This is a genomic window from Pseudomonas sp. R25(2017), from assembly GCF_002112565.1.
Classification (GTDB): domain Bacteria; phylum Pseudomonadota; class Gammaproteobacteria; order Pseudomonadales; family Pseudomonadaceae; genus Aquipseudomonas; species Aquipseudomonas ekonensis.
In genome coordinates this window covers 190526-206379 of record NZ_NEHZ01000010.1, presented here as the reverse complement: position 1 = coordinate 206379, position 15854 = coordinate 190526, and the positions used below count along the sequence as shown (strand labels likewise).

General features: G+C 66.0%; 10 protein-coding genes. 9 read left to right on the top strand and 1 reads right to left on the bottom strand.

Annotated elements, in window-relative coordinates; translation table 11 throughout:
- Positions 1-52 precede the first annotated feature (52 nt).
- From CAG31_RS15410 to CAG31_RS15375, 8 genes are all read left to right on the top strand, one after another.
- On the top strand, positions 53-1921 hold the full coding sequence (locus CAG31_RS15410) for an extracellular solute-binding protein (RefSeq protein WP_085582551.1): 1869 nt from the start codon (positions 53-55) through the stop codon (positions 1919-1921).
- Complete coding sequence (locus CAG31_RS15405; RefSeq protein ID WP_085582549.1) at positions 1921-2982, top strand: microcin C ABC transporter permease YejB; 1062 nt, start codon at positions 1921-1923, stop codon at positions 2980-2982. The genes CAG31_RS15410 and CAG31_RS15405 overlap by 1 nt, the downstream gene beginning before the upstream one ends.
- Complete coding sequence (locus CAG31_RS15400) at positions 2982-4004, top strand: ABC transporter permease (protein ID WP_085582547.1); 1023 nt, start codon at positions 2982-2984, stop codon at positions 4002-4004. Before CAG31_RS15405 ends, CAG31_RS15400 begins: the two co-directional genes overlap by 1 nt.
- 13 nt (positions 4005-4017) lie before the next feature.
- Positions 4018-5592: an ABC transporter ATP-binding protein gene (locus CAG31_RS15395; RefSeq protein ID WP_085582544.1), complete on the top strand. Its 1575-nt coding sequence runs from the start codon at positions 4018-4020 to the stop codon at positions 5590-5592.
- Positions 5593-5701: 109 nt separating this feature from the next.
- Complete coding sequence (locus CAG31_RS15390; RefSeq protein ID WP_085582542.1) at positions 5702-7117, top strand: sigma-54-dependent Fis family transcriptional regulator; 1416 nt, start codon at positions 5702-5704, stop codon at positions 7115-7117.
- A 446-nt stretch (positions 7118-7563) separates the two neighbouring features.
- On the top strand, positions 7564-8955 hold the full coding sequence (locus tag CAG31_RS15385; protein ID WP_085582540.1) for a GntP family permease: 1392 nt from the start codon (positions 7564-7566) through the stop codon (positions 8953-8955).
- 7 nt (positions 8956-8962) lie between these two features.
- Positions 8963-9736 (top strand): 3-hydroxybutyrate dehydrogenase, encoded by a 774-nt coding sequence (gene hbdH, locus CAG31_RS15380; RefSeq protein WP_085582538.1) that lies wholly within the window; start codon positions 8963-8965, stop codon positions 9734-9736.
- Between the two features lie 166 nt (positions 9737-9902).
- Entirely contained in the window at positions 9903-11858 is a 1956-nt protein-coding gene (locus CAG31_RS15375; RefSeq protein ID WP_085582536.1) for an acetoacetate--CoA ligase, read from the top strand.
- 216 nt (positions 11859-12074) lie between these two features.
- Here the strand turns inward: CAG31_RS15375 and CAG31_RS15370 are convergent, their stop codons facing one another.
- Complete coding sequence (locus tag CAG31_RS15370; RefSeq protein ID WP_085582534.1) at positions 12075-13184, bottom strand: PilT/PilU family type 4a pilus ATPase; 1110 nt, start codon at positions 13182-13184, stop codon at positions 12075-12077.
- A gap of 104 nt (positions 13185-13288) precedes the next feature.
- Here CAG31_RS15370 and CAG31_RS15365 point away from each other — a divergent pair, with 104 nt between their 5' ends.
- Positions 13289-15829 carry a PAS domain-containing sensor histidine kinase gene (locus CAG31_RS15365; RefSeq protein ID WP_085582532.1) on the top strand — a complete coding sequence of 847 codons (2541 nt, stop codon included), beginning with the start codon at positions 13289-13291 and terminating at the stop codon, positions 15827-15829.
- Positions 15830-15854: the final 25 nt, after the last annotated feature.

Here is a 15854-nt window from a genome sequence, read left to right as displayed (position 1 = left end):
CGTCGCTCGCGTACAACTGGCGCTTATCGATCACCCGGCTCTAAGGCTGACAATGCGACTGGCTTTCCCCACTTTGATGTTCACTGCCGTGGCCCTGCTGCTGGGTGCCGCCGGTGTGGACGCCGCACCGCAACACGCGCTCACCGTCTATGGCGAGCCGGCCAAGTACCCCGCCGGCTTCAGTCACTTCGACTACGCCAACCCGCAGGCGCCCAAGGGCGGGACGATGCGCCGCTCGGCCATCGAGATCGGCCACTTCGACCATGTCCTGCCGTACATCGACAAAGGCATCGGCGTCACCCAGATCGACGGTCTGCTCTATTCGCCGCTGGCCCAGCGCTCGCTGGACGAGCCCTACACCGTCTACGGACTGGTCGCGCAAAAGATGGAACGCTCGGAGGACGGCCTGTCCCTGCGCTTCTTCATCAACCCCAAGGCGCGCTTCGCCGACGGCCAGGCGATCACCGCCGAAGACGTGCGCTACACCTACGACCTGCTGATGACCCAGGGCAGCCTGCGCTACCGCACCCAGTTCGCCGACGTCAAAGGCGTCGAGGTCGAAGCGCCGCTGACCGTGCGTTTCGATTTCAAGAGCAACGAAAACCGCACCCTGCCGCTGGACATCGCCACCCTGCCGGTGTTTCCGCAGCATTGGTGGAAGAGCCGCGACTTCGCCGGCGGCGGCGGATACGAGCCGCCGCTGGGCAGCGGCCCGTACCGGGTCGGCAAGGTCGATTCCGGGCGCAGCATCACCTTCGAGCGCAATCCCGACTGGTGGGGCAAGGACTTGCCCGTGAGTCGCGGGCTCTACAACTTCGATCACTTCAGCATCGAATACTTCGGCGACACCGACGTCGCCCGCCAAGTGCTGCGCGGCGGTGCCTACGACTACAACCGCGAGTTCTCCGCCACTGGCTATTCCATCGGCTACGACAGCCCGGCCCTGAGCGACGGCCGCCTGCAAAAGGCCCACCTGGCCACCGAGGCGCCGCAATCGGCCCAAGGCTTCGTGTTCAACCTGCAGAAGCCGGTGTTCCAGGACCGCCGCGTGCGTCAGGCGCTGGCCATGCTCTGGGACTTCGAGTGGAGCAACCGGCAGATGATGCGCAACCTGTACATCCGCCAGCAGAGCTACTTCTCCAACACCGACCTGGCCGCCCGCGAACTGCCGGACGCCGCCGAGCTGAAGATCCTCGAACCGCTGCGCGGGCAGATTCCCGACGAGGTGTTCACCCAGGTCTTCGAAGCGCCGAAGACCGACGGCAGCGGCCTGATCCGCGACAAGCAGCTCCAGGCGCTGGAACTGCTGGAGCAGGCCGGCTGGAAACCGGACGGCGACCAGTTGGTCAACGCCCAGGGCGAACCGCTGGCGTTCACCTTCCTGGTCAGCCAGAACGGCATGGACCGCCTGCTGCTGCCGTACAAGCGCACGCTGAAGCAGATCGGCATCGACCTCAGCATCCGCCGCATCGACTCTTCGCAGTACGTCAACCGCCTGATGAGCCGTGACTACGACATGATCGTCACCGGTTACCCGGTCACCACGTCGCCGGGCGGCGAGCTGCTCAACTATTTCGGCTCGGCGTCGGCCAACGACCCCGGCGCGAACAACTACATGGCACTGAAGAACCCGGCGGTGGACACCCTGATCAACGGCCTGATCCGCGCCTCGACCCAGGCCGACATGCTGCGCTACGCCCATGCGCTGGATCGGGTGCTGCAATGGAACTACTACTGGATACCCAACTATTACCCGCCCGGCACCTCCACGGTGTGGTGGAACCGTTTCGGCATTCCCGCCGTGCAGGCCAGCAACGACGAGGCCATCGAGAGCTGGTGGGAAATCAGCCGCACGCCGTTGACCAACCAAGAGATGACCGCTGAGAAGATCAGCCGTGGCAGACCCGGAGGGCCGCACTGATGTGGGCTTACATACTGCGGCGCCTGCTGCTGATCATCCCGACCCTGGTGATCATCCTGCTGGTGAATTTCGTGATCATCCAGGCCGCCCCCGGCGGCCCGGTGGAACAAGCCATCGCCCACTTGCAGGGCATCGGCGGCGCCGCGGTCGGCGGCGGCTCCGGCGAAACCATGAGCGGCACGTCCCGGGCCAGCCGCGGCCTGGATCCGCAACTGATCAAGGACATCGAAAAACAGTACGGTTTCGACAAGCCGGCCCATGAGCGCCTGTGGCTGATGCTCAAGAACTACGCGCAGCTGGATTTCGGCAAGAGCTTCTTCCGTGGCGCCACGGTCACCGACCTGATCCTGCAGAAGATGCCGGTGACCATTTCCCTCGGCCTGTGGGCGACGCTGATCACTTACCTTGTGTCGATTCCGCTGGGCATCCGCAAGGCGGTGCACCACGGCAGCCATTTCGACATCTGGAGCAGCACCGCGATCATCATCGGCTATGCGATGCCGGCGTTCCTGTTCGCGATGTTCCTGATCGTGGTGTTCGCCGGCGGCACGTCGCTGAACTGGTTCCCGGTGCGCGGGCTGGTCTCGGACAATTTCGAGTCGCTGTCCACCTTGGGCAAGGTCGCCGACTACTTCTGGCACCTGGTGCTGCCGGTGACGGCGCTGGTGATCGGCGGGTTCGCCACGCTGACGATTCTGACCAAGAACTCGTTCCTCAACGAAATCACCCGCCAGTACGTGGTCACCGCACGGGCCAAGGGCCTGAGCGAGCGCCGGGTGCTGTACGGGCATGTGTTTCGCAACGCGATGCTGCTGGTGGTGTCGGGGATTCCCCAGGCGTTCATCAGTGTGTTCTTCGCCGGCTCCCTGCTGATCGAGGTGATCTTCTCCCTCGACGGCCTGGGCCGCATGAGTTATGAGGCGGCGGTGTCGCGGGACTACCCGGTGGTGTTCGGCTCGCTGTTCATCTTCACCCTGTTCGGCCTGCTGATAAAACTGGTCGGCGACCTGTGCTACACCCTCGTCGATCCGCGCATCGACTTCGCCGCGAGGAACGCCTGATGTTCGAGCTCTCGCCTCTGGGACGCCGCCGTTTCCAACGGTTCAAGAAAAACCGCCGGGGCTGGTGGTCGCTGTGGCTGTTCGTCGGCCTGTTCGTCTTGAGCCTGGGCGGCGAACTGATCGCCAACGACAAGCCGCTGGTCGTCAGCTATCAAGGCCAATGGTACTTCCCGGTGTTCAAGCGCCACACCGAACAGGAGTTCGGCGGCCAGCTGCCGTTCCAGGCCGACTACCGCAGCGACTATGTGCAGCAACTCATCCGCAAGGACGGCGGCTGGCTGCTGTTCCCGCCGATCCCGTTCAGCGACGACACGCCCAACTACGACCTCAACAAACCGGCCCCCAGCCCGCCGACGACGGTCAACTGGCTGGGCACCGACGACCAGGCGCGGGACGTGCTGGCCCGGGTGATCTTCGGCGCGCGGGTGTCGATCCTGTTCGCCTTGATGCTGACTTTCGTCAGCGCACTGATCGGCATCGCCGCCGGTGCCTTGCAGGGTTACTACGGCGGCTGGGTCGACTTGCTCGGGCAGCGGCTGCTGGAGGTCTGGTCGGGGCTTCCGGTGCTGTACCTGCTGATCATCCTGTCGGGCTTCGTCGAGCCGAACTTCTGGTGGCTGCTGGGGATCATGGCGCTGTTCTCGTGGCTGGCGCTGGTGGATGTGGTGCGCGCCGAGTTCCTGCGCGGGCGCAACCTGGAATACGTCAAGGCCGCACGGGCACTGGGCCTGAGCGACCGCAAGGTGATCTTCCGGCACATCCTGCCCAACGCGATGAACGCGACCTTGAGCTACCTGCCGTTCATCCTGACCGGGGCGATCTCGACCCTCACGGCGCTGGATTTCCTGGGTTTCGGCATGCCCGCCGGCAGCGCCTCGCTGGGCGAATTGATCGGCCAAGGCAAGCAGAACCTGCAAGCGCCGTGGCTCGGCCTGACGGCGTTCTTCACCCTGGCGCTGATCCTTTCACTGCTGGTGTTCATCGGCGAGGCACTGCGTGATGCCTTCGACCCACGCGCCTGAGGCGGATCCTGAAATGACTGACAACCTGATCGAAATCCGTGACCTCAATGTCGCCTTCGGCGGCCAGACCGTGGTGCGCGACCTGTGCCTGGACATCCGCCCCGGCGAGTGCCTGGCCCTGGTGGGCGAGTCGGGCTCGGGCAAGTCGGTGACCGCCCACTCGATCCTGCAACTGCTCCCCGAAGGCGAAGCCCTCACCACCGGCAGCATCCGCTACCGCGGCCGCGAGCTGGTCGGCGCCGAGCCCGCTGCCCTGCGCGATCTGCGGGGCAACCGCATCGCCATGATCTTTCAGGAGCCGATGACCTCGCTCAACCCTTTGCACACGATCGAGAAGCAGATCGGCGAAACCCTGCTGCTGCACCGGGGCCTGGGCGGCAAGGCGGCCCGGGCGCGCATTCTCGAACTGCTGGAGCTGGTGGGCATCCAGAAACCCGAGGAACGGCTCAAGGCCTATCCTCACCAGTTGTCCGGCGGCCAACGGCAACGGGTGATGATCGCCATGGCCCTGGCCTGCGAGCCGGAGCTGCTGATCGCCGACGAGCCCACCACCGCCCTCGACGTGACCGTGCAGCGCAAGATCCTGCTGCTGCTCAAATCCCTGCAGCAGCGCCTGGGCATGTCGCTGCTGCTGATCAGCCACGACCTCAACCTGGTGCGCAGCATCGCCCAGCGCGTGTGCGTGATGAAGGCCGGGCAGATCGTCGAGCAGGCACCGTGCGAAACCCTGTTCACCGCGCCGCAGCATCCCTACAGCTGCGTGTTGCTCAACGCCGAACCCGAAGGCGAGGCTTTGCCTCGGGATGAGCGTGAGAATGTGCTGGAAGTGGACAACCTGCGGGTGGACTTTGCGGTGGGCGGCGGTTTGTTCCAACGCAAGAGATACCTGCGCGCGGTGGATGGCATCAGCCTCAACATCCAGCGCGGCAAGACCCTGGGCATCGTCGGCGAGTCGGGCTCCGGCAAGTCCACCCTCGGCCAGGCGATCCTGCGCCTGCTCGACTCCGAAGGTGCCATCCGCTTTCAGGGCGAACCGCTCGATGGCCTCAACCAGAAACAGTTGCGGCCCTGGCGCCGGCAGATGCAGGTGGTGTTCCAGGATCCGTTCGGCAGCCTGAGCCCGAGGATGTCCGTGGCGCAGATCATCAGCGAAGGCCTGGAAGTGCACTGCGAGTCCAGCGCCCTGGAGTGCGACGAACAGGTGATCCGCGTGCTCAAGGAGGTGGGCCTGGATCCCGAGAGCCGCCACCGCTACCCCCACGAGTTCTCCGGCGGCCAGCGCCAGCGCATCGCCATCGCTCGGGCGCTGGTGCTCAAGCCGGCGCTGATCCTGCTCGACGAGCCGACCTCGGCCCTCGACCGCACCGTGCAGAAACAAGTGGTCGCCCTGCTCCGCCAGCTTCAGGAAAAGCACGGCCTCACCTACCTGTTCATCAGCCACGACCTGGCGGTGGTCAAGGCCCTGGCCCACGACATGATCGTGATCAAGGACGGCAAGGTGGTCGAGCGCGGCGCCAGCCATGAGGTGTTCGAGTCGCCGCAGCATCCGTACACCAAGGAGTTGCTGGCGGCGGCGCATCCTCAGTGATCAGGTGCACCGTGTCGCATTCATCGCGAGCAGGCTCGCTCCCTCAGAGTGCTTTACTGCGCCTGGGGGTGCGGGGCCGCTGCGGCCACACACATTCAGGATCCGCCCCATGAACACCAGCGAAAACCTCAAGGACTACCAACGGGTGCGCTCCCTGGCGATCCGCTCGCTGTTCGAGATCATCGAGCAGTCCAGCGAAGGCACGGTGATCGTCGACCGCGACGCCAACATCGTCTGGATGAACGAGCGCTATGCCCGGCGCTTCGGCCTGGCGTCCGCCGCCGGCGCCATCGGCAAGCCCTGCGAGAGCGTGATCCCCGGCAGCCTGCTGCGCGAGGTGGTGCGCACCGGGCGGCCGATCCTGCTGGACATGCAGGACACGCCCAAGGAGCCCCTGGTGGTGATGCGCCTGCCGATCCACGACAACGCCGGCGCGGTGATCGGCGCCATCGGCTTCGCCCTGTTCGACGAGTTGCGCAGCCTGTCGCCGATGCTCAAGCGCTACCTGAGCCTGCAGGAGGAGTTGGCCTCGACCCGCTCGCTGCTGCGGGCACGCCAGACCAAATACAACTTCGCCCACTTCATCGGCACCAGCGCCGCCAGCCTGGAAGTCAAACGGCGGGCCCGGCGCAGCGCCAGCGCCGAATCGCCCGTCCTGCTGCTGGGCGAAACCGGCTCCGGCAAGGAGCTGCTGGCCCAGGCGATCCACAGCGCCTCGCCCCGGGCGCACAAGGCGTTCGTCAGCATCAACAGCGCGGCGATCCCGGAGGCGCTGCTGGAGGCGGAGTTCTTCGGCACCGCCCCCGGCGCGTTCACCGGCGCCGACCGCAAGGGCCGCACCGGCAAATTGCAGATCGCCCAGGGCGGCACGCTGTTCCTCGACGAGATCGGCGACATGCCGCTGCCGCTGCAAAGCAAGCTGCTGCGGGTGCTGCAGGAAAAGGAGTTCGAGCCGGTCGGCTCCAACGACGTGATCCAGAGCGATGTGCGGGTGATCGCCGCCACGTCCACCGACCTGGAGGCGGCGATCAAGCGCGGCGAGTTCCGGGCCGACCTGTATTACCGCCTCAACGTGCTGCCGATCCATGTCCCGCCGTTGCGCGAGCGCCTCGACGACTTGCCGGCGCTCAGCGAGGCGATCCTGGAAGACCTGCGCAGCCAGCACGAACTCGACCGCCAGGCGCTGGAGCTGCTGGGGCAGCACGCCTGGCCGGGCAACATCCGCGAACTGCGCAACGTGCTGGAACGGGCGGCGCTGCTCAGCGACGCCCTGGTGCTCACGGCCGATGACATCCGGGCGGCGATCGGCACGTTTGTGCCGGTCGAGCGCGGGCCGTCTCCGGTGCCTGAGCCGCTGACCCACGAGACCTTCAGCCAGGCCCGCGAGCGGTTTGACCGGCAGCTGATCCAGGCCACCCTCGCGCAATGCGGGGGCAAGGTGGTCGAGGCGGCGCAGCGGCTGGGGCTGGGGCGGTCGACGCTGTACAAGAAAATGGTGGCGTTGGGGATTGCCGAGTCTCACTAGAGAGACTTGTGTCTCTTGATAGAGAAGTGCAGAAGCATCGCAGGCAAGTCGAGTCGTCGCACCGCAACTCCCGCAGGGATTTTTGTCAGGCCCAGGGACACGGGGCTTGCCCTGGTTCTGTGGTGAATTGACTGGCGCTATCGCTAGCAGGCTGGCTCCCACAGGATTCTTTGGTGATTTGACTGGGGCTATTGGCTGGCTCCACAGGGTTCTGGGGTGAACACAGGTTCTGCATTCAACCGAGTCCTCTGTGGGAGCCAGCCTGCTGGCGATGGGGCCCTTCCAACCACCAGAAATCTCCAAACAGAGACAAAAAACCCTCACACCCCCATAAAACCAGAATCAATTCCTTATATTTCAATGACTTAACGTGTTGGCACAGAACTCGCTAACAGCCTCTGCGTACCCGCACCACCCACAAAAATAACAATCCCTGGAGACACACCATGAGTGTGATCATTGCCCTGGCGGCGCTTGCGCTGCTGATGCTGGCCGCTTACCGAGGCTACAGCGTCATCCTGTTCGCCCCCATCGCCGCCCTCGGCGCTGTCCTGCTCACCGACCCGTCCGCCGTCGCGCCCGCCTTCACCGGCGTGTTCATGGAGAAGATGGTCGGCTTCATCAAACTCTACTTTCCCGTGTTCCTGCTCGGCGCCGTGTTCGGCAAGCTGATCGAACTGTCCGGCTTCTCGCGCTCCATCGTCGCGGCGGCGATCCGTCTGCTCGGCACCCGCCAGGCGATGCTGGTGATCGTGCTGGTGTGCGCCCTGCTCACCTACGGCGGCGTGTCGCTGTTCGTGGTGGTGTTCGCGGTGTATCCGTTCGCGGCCGAGATGTTCCGCCAGAGCGACATCCCCAAGCGCCTGATCCCGGCGACCATCGCCCTGGGTGCGTTCTCCTTCACCATGGACGCCCTGCCCGGCACGCCGCAGATCCAGAACATCATCCCCAGCACCTTCTTCAACACCACCGCGTGGGCCGCGCCCTGGCTCGGTGTGATCGGCACGGTGTTCGTGTTCTGCGCCGGCATGCTGTTCCTCCAGCGCCAGCGCCACAAGGCGCAAAAGGCCGGCGAAGGCTACGGCAGCGAACTGCGCAACGAGCCGGACACCGCCGACGACCTCACGCTGCCGAACCCGTGGCTGGCGCTGTCGCCGCTGCTGGCGGTGGGCGTGATGAACCTGCTGTTCACCCAGTGGATCCCCCAGTGGTACGGCAAGACCCACAGCCTGGCGCTGCCGGGCATGGCTGCGCCGGTGACCACAGACATCGCCAAGCTCACAGCCATCTGGGCGGTGCAGGCGGCGTTGCTGGTGGGCATCCTGATGGTGTTGGCGTTCGGCTTCGGGGCGATCCGCAGCAAGCTTGCCGAAGGCAGCAAGAGCGCGGTCAGCGGCGCCTTGCTGGCGGCGATGAACACGGCGTCGGAATACGGTTTCGGTGCGGTGATCGCGTCGCTGCCGGGGTTCCTGGTGCTGGCCGACTGGCTCAAGGGCATTCCCAACCCGCTGGTCAACGAGGCCATCACCGTCACCTTGCTGGCCGGCATCACCGGCTCCGCATCGGGCGGCATGAGCATCGCGCTGGCGGCGATGTCCGAGCAGTTCATCAACGCCGCCCACGCGGCGAACATTCCGCTGGAGGTGCTGCACCGGGTGGCCGCCATGGCCAGCGGCGGCATGGACACCCTGCCGCACAACGGCGCCGTCATCACCCTGCTGGCGGTCACCGGGCTGACCCACCGCGAAGCCTACAAGGACATTTTCTGTATTACGCTGATCAAGACCCTGGCGGTCTTCGTGGTGATCGGCACTTTCTACGCCACCGGCATTGTGTGAGGTATTCATGACGACTCTTTCGGGCAAGACCGCTCTGGTCACCGGTTCCACCAGCGGCATCGGCCTGGGCATCGCCCACGTGCTGGCCAAGGCAGGCGCCGACCTGATCCTCAACGGCTTCGGCGACGCCCAGGCGGCGGTCGCGGAAATCGGGCGGCACGGCGGCAAGGTCGGCCATCACCCGGCCGACGTCAGCGACCCGGCGCAGATCGCCGACATGGTCGCCTACGCCGAGCGCGAGTTCGGCGGCGTGGACATCCTGGTGAACAACGCCGGGATCCAGCACGTGTCCGCCGTCGAAGATTTCCCGGTGGAGCGCTGGGACTCGATCATCGCCATCAACCTGTCCTCGGTGTTTCACAGCACCCGCCTGAGCCTGCCGGGCATGCGCGGCAAGGGCTGGGGCCGCATCATCAACATCGCTTCGGTGCACGGCCTGGTGGGCTCCACCGGCAAGGCGGCGTATGTGGCGGCCAAGCACGGGGTCATCGGCCTGACCAAGGTGGTCGGCCTGGAGACCGCCGCCAGCAACGTCACCTGCAACGCGATCTGCCCCGGCTGGGTGCTGACGCCGCTGGTGCAGAAGCAGATCGACGACCGGGCGGCCAAAGGCGTCGATCCGCAGCAGGCGCAGCACGACTTGCTGGCCGAGAAGCAGCCGTCGCTGGCGTTCGTGACGCCGGAACACCTGGGTGAGCTGGTGCTGTTCCTGTGCAGCGAGGCCGGCAGCCAGGTGCGCGGCGCGGCGTGGAACATCGATGGCGGGTGGTTGGCGCAGTAGCCGTCACGGCCCTTCCTCCTTTGCGGGAGCGGGCTTGCCCGCGAATGCGCTGTGTCATTCAGCGCAAAGGTCGACTGACACGGCCTCTTCGCGGGCAAGCCCGCTCCCACAGGGGGACAGTGAGGCCATCGAATCTTTGTGTGCATACGATAAGAAGAGGCAACCCATGTCCGACATCCTCTGGCAACCCGACGCCCGGCGCATCGCCGATTCGCCCATGGACGCCTTCCGGCGCTTCGTCGAGCAACGCCATCACCTGACCCTGGCCGACTACCCGGCCTTGCATGCCTGGAGCGTCGGGCAGCGCGAGGCGTTCTGGCAGGCCATCGTCGATTTCTTCGACATCCGCTTCCGCACGCCGCCCGAGGCGGTTCTGCGCGAAGGCCCGCAGATGCCCAGCGCCGAATGGTTTCCCGGCGCCACCCTGAACTTCGCCGAACACCTGCTGCGCCGCCGCGACGAGGCCGTGGCGGTGGTGGCCGTGGCTGAAGACGGTCGGCGCGAACAATTGAGCTGGGCGGAACTGGCCCGCCAGGTCGCCGGTTTCCAGGCCGGCCTGCAAGCCGCCGGCATCGGCTTCGGCGACCGCGTGGCCGCGTGCATGCCCAATACTTGGCAGACCTTGGTGGCGATGCTCGCGACCACCGGCCTCGGCGCCATCTGGTCGTGCTCCTCGCCGGACTTCGGCACCCACGGGGTGATCGACCGCTTCGGCCAGATCGAACCGAAAGCGTTGATCATCTGCGCCGGTTACCGCTACGCCGGCAAGACCGTCGACCAGACCGTCAAGATCAACGAGATCCTGGCGCAGCTGCCGTCGCTGCAACAGCTGATCATCGTGCCCGGCCCCGAAGCCCAGAGCGACACCGGGGTGTACCGCACCGAGGCCGACGTGGCGCGCTGGGGCGACTTCTACCGCCCCGGCGGCGAACCGCAGTTCGTGCCGGTGCCGTTCAACCATCCGCTGTACGTGCTGTATTCCAGCGGCACCACCGGCGTGCCGAAATGCATCATCCACAGCACCGGCGGCGTGCTGCTGCAACACGTCAAGGAGCATGGCCTGCACGTTGGCCTCGGCCCCGCCGACCGCTTGTTCTACTACACCACCTGCGGCTGGATGATGTGGAACTGGCTGGTGTCGGCCCTGGCGGTCGGCAGCGCCGTGGTGCTGTACGACGGCTCGCCGTTCCATCCGGCCAACGAACGGCTGCTGGACCTGATCGACGCCGAGCGCATCAGCGTGTTCGGCACCAGCCCCAAGTTCCTCGCGACCCTGGAAAGCAGCGGCGTCAAACCTCGCCAAAGCCACGACCTGGGCAGCCTCAAGACCTTGCTGTGCACAGGGTCTGCGCTGTCGCCGCAGAGCTACGATTACGTCTACCGCGACTTCAAGACGGACGTGTGCCTGGCCTCGATGTCCGGCGGCACCGACATCGTCTCCTGCTTCGTCAACGCCAACCCGCTGTCGGCGGTGCGCCGCGGCGAGATCATGGGCAAGAGCCTGGGCATGGCCGTGGAGGTCTGGAACGACGCCGGCCAACCGGTGATCGGCGAAAAGGGCGAGCTGGTGTGCACCCGGCACTTCCCCGCCATGCCCATCGGGCTGTGGAACGACCCGGACGGCGAAAAGCTGCGCAAGTCGTATTTCAGTTTGTTCCCGGGCGTCTGGGCCCAGGGTGACTACGCCGAGGAGCGGCCCCACGGCGGCATGCTGATCCATGGCCGCTCCGACGCGGTGCTCAACCCCGGCGGCGTGCGCATCGGCACCGCCGAAATCTACCGACAGGTGGAAAAAGTGCCTCAAGTGCTGGACAGCGTCGCCATCGGCCAGCACTGGCAGGACGATGTGCGGGTGGTGCTGTTCGTGCGCCTCCAGGACGGTATCGAACTCGACGAAGCGCTGCAGCAGCAGATCCGCCAGGTGATCCGCGCCAACACCACGCCGCGCCATGTGCCCGCCAGGATCGTCGCGGTCACCGACATCCCGCGCACCCTCAGCGGCAAGGTGGTGGAACTGGCCGTGCGCAACGTGGTGCACGGGGAGCCGGTGAAGAACACCGATGCCCTGGCCAACCCCGAGGCGCTGGAGCAGTTTCGCGACCGGCCTGAGCTTCAGGCCTGAGCCCGCTCCCCTGCGGGAACGAGCCTGCTGGCGATGGCGTCCTGTCGGTCTGCCCGGATATGACTGATGCACCGCTATCGCGAGCAAGCTCACTCCCACAGGTCTTTGCGGTGGCCGCAGATTCTGCATCCACCCAAATTTTCTGTGGGAGCCAGCCTGCTGGCGATGGCGTCAGTCAAGGCACCGCAGGTTCAGGACAGTCGCGCCCAGCGAGGATCAGTCCATCAGCCCCCAATCCCCGGCCGCGCCCGCCGGCGGCGGCAAGGTGTCGGCATGCAGCTTCAGGCGCAGGCGCAGGTTGTTCACCGAATCGGCGTTCTTCAGCGCCTGTTCTTCGTCGATCACGCCTTCGGCCACCAGGTCGAACAGTGCGCCGTCGAAGGTCTGCATGCCCAGTTCCGTGGACTTTTCCATGATCGCCTTCAATTCCACGAACTCGCCGCGGCGGATCAGGTCGCCGACGGTCGGCGTGCCCAGCATCACCTCCACCGCCGCCCGCCGCTGGCCGTCGCGGGTGCGCACCAGGCGCTGGGACACGAACGCCTTGAGGTGATTGCCCAAGGCGTGCAGCAATTGCGGACGCCGCTCTTCGGGAAAGAAATTGATGATCCGCTCCAGCGCCTGGTTGGCGTTGTTGGCGTGCAGCGTCGACAGCACCAGATGCCCGGTCTCGGCGAAGGCCAGCGCATGCTCCATGGTCTCGCGGTCGCGGATCTCGCCGATCAGCACCACGTCCGGGGCCTGGCGCAGGGTGTTCTTCAGCGCCGCATGGAAACTGCGGGTGTCGACCCCGACCTCACGCTGATTGATGATCGAACGCTTGTGCCGGTGGATGTACTCCACCGGATCCTCGATGGTGACGATGTGCCCGCTGCTGTGGCGGTTGCGGTGGTCGATCAGCGCCGCCAGCGACGTGGACTTGCCCGAGTCCGTGGCGCCGACGACCAGGATCAGCCCCTGCTTGAGCATCACCGAGTCGAGCAGCACCGGCGGCAGCTTCAGGTCCTCGAAGCGCGGGATGTCGAGCTTGACGTTGCGGATCACCACCGATACATCGTTGCGCTGCTTGAAGATGTTCACCCGGAAACGCCCGATGCCCGTGCGGGAAATCGCCAGGTTCATTTCCAGCTCGCGGTCGAACTCCCGGCGCTGTTCGGCGTCCATCAGTGAAGCGGCGATGGCGGCCACCTCGCCGGGCTTGAACGGCCCGGCGTCCAGCGCCGTCAGCACCCCGTCGAACCGTGCGCTGGGCGGCGCGCCCGTGGAGAGGAACAGATCCGAACCGTGGCGGCTGGCCAGTTGTTTCAACAGTGCGTCGATTTCCATGGCAAAAAGCACCCGCAAAGTTTTCAATGAACCCGCAGAGGCAGGCGACTACCGCATCAGGATAGTCGACGCCGGCCCGCTGACCGACGATCAGGATCCGACCGATGAACGCTGTACCCGCCACCGATGACGCCCAGGCGCTGATCGCCTGCACCGACTGGAGCCGCACGCCGCTGGGCGCCGCCGGCACCTGGCCGCAGAGCCTGCGCACGGCGGTGGACATCGTGATCCACTCGCCGATGCCGATGCTGTTGCTGTGGGGGCCGCACCTGACGCAGATCTACAACAACGGCTTCGCCCTGCTGGCCGGCAGCAATCACCCGCGCGCTTTCGGACAGCCGACGCACGACATATGGCCGGAATTTCGCGACTTCACTGACCCGATCTACAGCGCCGTCCTACAGGGCCAGGTGCGCACCTACCACGAGCAGCGTTTCACCCTGCCGCAGCGGGACGGTCGGGAATCCGACTTCTGGCTGGACCTGACCTACAGCCCGATCCGCGACGAAAGCGCCCAGGTCGCCGGGATTCTGGTCACGGCCATCGAGACCAACGAGCGCCGGCGCATGGCCCAGGAGCTCAAGCAGCGTTCCGAAGACAGCCTCAAGGCCCAGCGCGAAACCGAAGAACGCCTGCAACTGGCGCTGGCCGCCACCGACGCGGTCGGCACCTGGGACTGGGACATCGGTGAGGACCGCTTCATCGCCGATGCGCATTTCGCCCAGTTGCACGGCGTCGATCCGGCGCTGGCCAACCGCCTGCCGATCAGCGAATACCTGCACGGCGTGCACCCCGAAGACCGCGCGCTGATCGCCCGCAGCATCAAGCACTGCATCACCCACGGCACCGAATACGCCGAGGAATACCGCCTGCAGCAAGCCAACGGCGAGGTGCGCTGGGTGTTCGCCCGGGGGCGCTGCTACAAGGATCACCACGACCGGCCCGTGCGCTTCCTCGGCGCGGCGCTGGACCTGACCGAGCGCAAGCTCACCGAACAGGCGCTGCGCCAGAGCCAGACCGAGCTGCAGCTGATCATCAACGCGATGCCGATCCTGATCAGCTATGTGGACCGCGAAGAGCGCTTTCGCCTGAACAACGCCGCCTACCTGGACTGGTACGGCCTCACGCCCCAGGAGCTGTACGGCCGCACCATCCGCGACGTGCTCGGCGACGAGGGCTACTTTCCGCGCAAGCCCTACATCGCCGAAGCGCTGGCCGGGCGCCCCTGTTCCTTCAGCCTGTACTCGCCGCACCGCGACGGCAGCCTGCGCCATGCGCTGATGAACTACTTGCCGCGCCACGGGCCGGACGGCGCGGTCAACGGCTTCTACATCTTCGTGATCGACGAGACCGAACGCAAAAAGACCGAAGAGGCTCTGCGCGACCTCAACGAAACGCTGGAGGAACGCGTCGCGGCCCGCACCAAGCAACTGGCCCAGGCCAACCAGCGCCTGCAGAACGAGATGTTCGAACGCGAACGCGCTGAAGACGCCCTGCGCCACGCCCAGAAAATGGAGGCCGTCGGCCAGTTGACCGGCGGCATCGCCCACGACTTCAACAACATGCTCACCGGCATCATCGGCAGCCTCGACCTGATGCAGCGCTACATCGCCAGCGGCCGCACCGACGAGATCGGCCGGTTCACCGAGGCCGCCGTGTCGTCGGCCAACCGCGCCGCCGCCCTCACCCACCGGCTGCTGGCGTTTTCCCGGCGCCAGTCGCTGGACCGCAAGACCCTGGACGTCAACGAGCTGATCCACTCGCTGGAGGACCTGATCCGCCGCACCAAGGGCGACCCGATCGAACTCACCCTGCGCCTGGGAGCCGGCGTGTGGCTAGTCAGCACCGACGTCAGCCAGCTGGAAAACGCCGTGCTCAACCTGGTGATCAACGCCCGCGACGCCATGCCCGAGGGCGGCGAACTGCTGATCGAGACCGCCAACGTCTACCTCGACGGCAGCGACATCACCACCCTGGAACCGGTCAGGGCCGGCGACTACGTGATGCTCGCCGTCAGCGACAACGGCACCGGCATGACGCCGTCGGTGCGCTCCAAGGCCTTCGACCCGTTCTTCACCACCAAACCCATCGGCCAAGGCACCGGCCTGGGGCTGTCGATGATCTACGGCTTCGCCCAGCAGTCCGGCGGGCACGTCAGCCTCGACAGCCTGCCGGGCCGCGGCACCTGCGTGCGGCTTTACCTGCCGCGCCTGCATGCGCTGGAGCCCGAGCGGCCGGCGGCCGAACCGGTCAACCAGCCCCCCGCCGCGGCGACCGGCGAAAGCGTGGTGGTGGTCGAGGACGATCCGGCGGTGCGCATGCTGGTGCTCGATCTGCTCAGGGAACTGGGCTACCGCGCCTTCGAGGCCGAAGACGCGAAAAGCGCCCTGCCGCTGTTCGAGTCCGGCCAGCGGGTGGACCTGTTGGTGACCGACGTCGGCCTGCCGGGCATGAACGGCCGGCAACTGGCGGAAATCGCCCGCCAGCACCGGCCGGGGCTCAAGGTGCTGTTCATGACCGGTTATGCGCAGAACGCCGCCGAACGCCAAGGATTCCTGGAAGACGGCATGGACATGGTGGCCAAGCCGTTTTCCATCGAGGCGCTGGCGGCCAAGATCCGCACGATGCTCAGCCAAACCCCGTGAGTTGAGGCATAATCCGCGCCCCGCA

Bases quoted from the DNA above. Each gene is read 5' to 3' on its own strand.
- hbdH (WP_085582538.1), top strand. From the start codon at position 8,963: ATGACGACTCTTTCGGGCAAGACCGCTCTGGTCACCGGTTCCACCAGC.
- CAG31_RS15375 (WP_085582536.1), top strand. From the start codon at position 9,903: ATGTCCGACATCCTCTGGCAACCCGACGCCCGGCGCATCGCCGATTCG.
- CAG31_RS15405 (WP_085582549.1), top strand. From the start codon at position 1,921: ATGTGGGCTTACATACTGCGGCGCCTGCTGCTGATCATCCCGACCCTG.
- CAG31_RS15385 (WP_085582540.1), top strand. From the start codon at position 7,564: ATGAGTGTGATCATTGCCCTGGCGGCGCTTGCGCTGCTGATGCTGGCC.
- CAG31_RS15390 (WP_085582542.1), top strand. From the start codon at position 5,702: ATGAACACCAGCGAAAACCTCAAGGACTACCAACGGGTGCGCTCCCTG.
- CAG31_RS15400 (WP_085582547.1), top strand. From the start codon at position 2,982: ATGTTCGAGCTCTCGCCTCTGGGACGCCGCCGTTTCCAACGGTTCAAG.
- CAG31_RS15410 (WP_085582551.1), top strand. From the start codon at position 53: ATGCGACTGGCTTTCCCCACTTTGATGTTCACTGCCGTGGCCCTGCTG.
- CAG31_RS15365 (WP_085582532.1), top strand. From the start codon at position 13,289: ATGAACGCTGTACCCGCCACCGATGACGCCCAGGCGCTGATCGCCTGC.
- CAG31_RS15370 (WP_085582534.1), bottom strand. From the start codon at position 13,184: ATGGAAATCGACGCACTGTTGAAACAACTGGCCAGCCGCCACGGTTCG.
- CAG31_RS15395 (WP_085582544.1), top strand. From the start codon at position 4,018: ATGACTGACAACCTGATCGAAATCCGTGACCTCAATGTCGCCTTCGGC.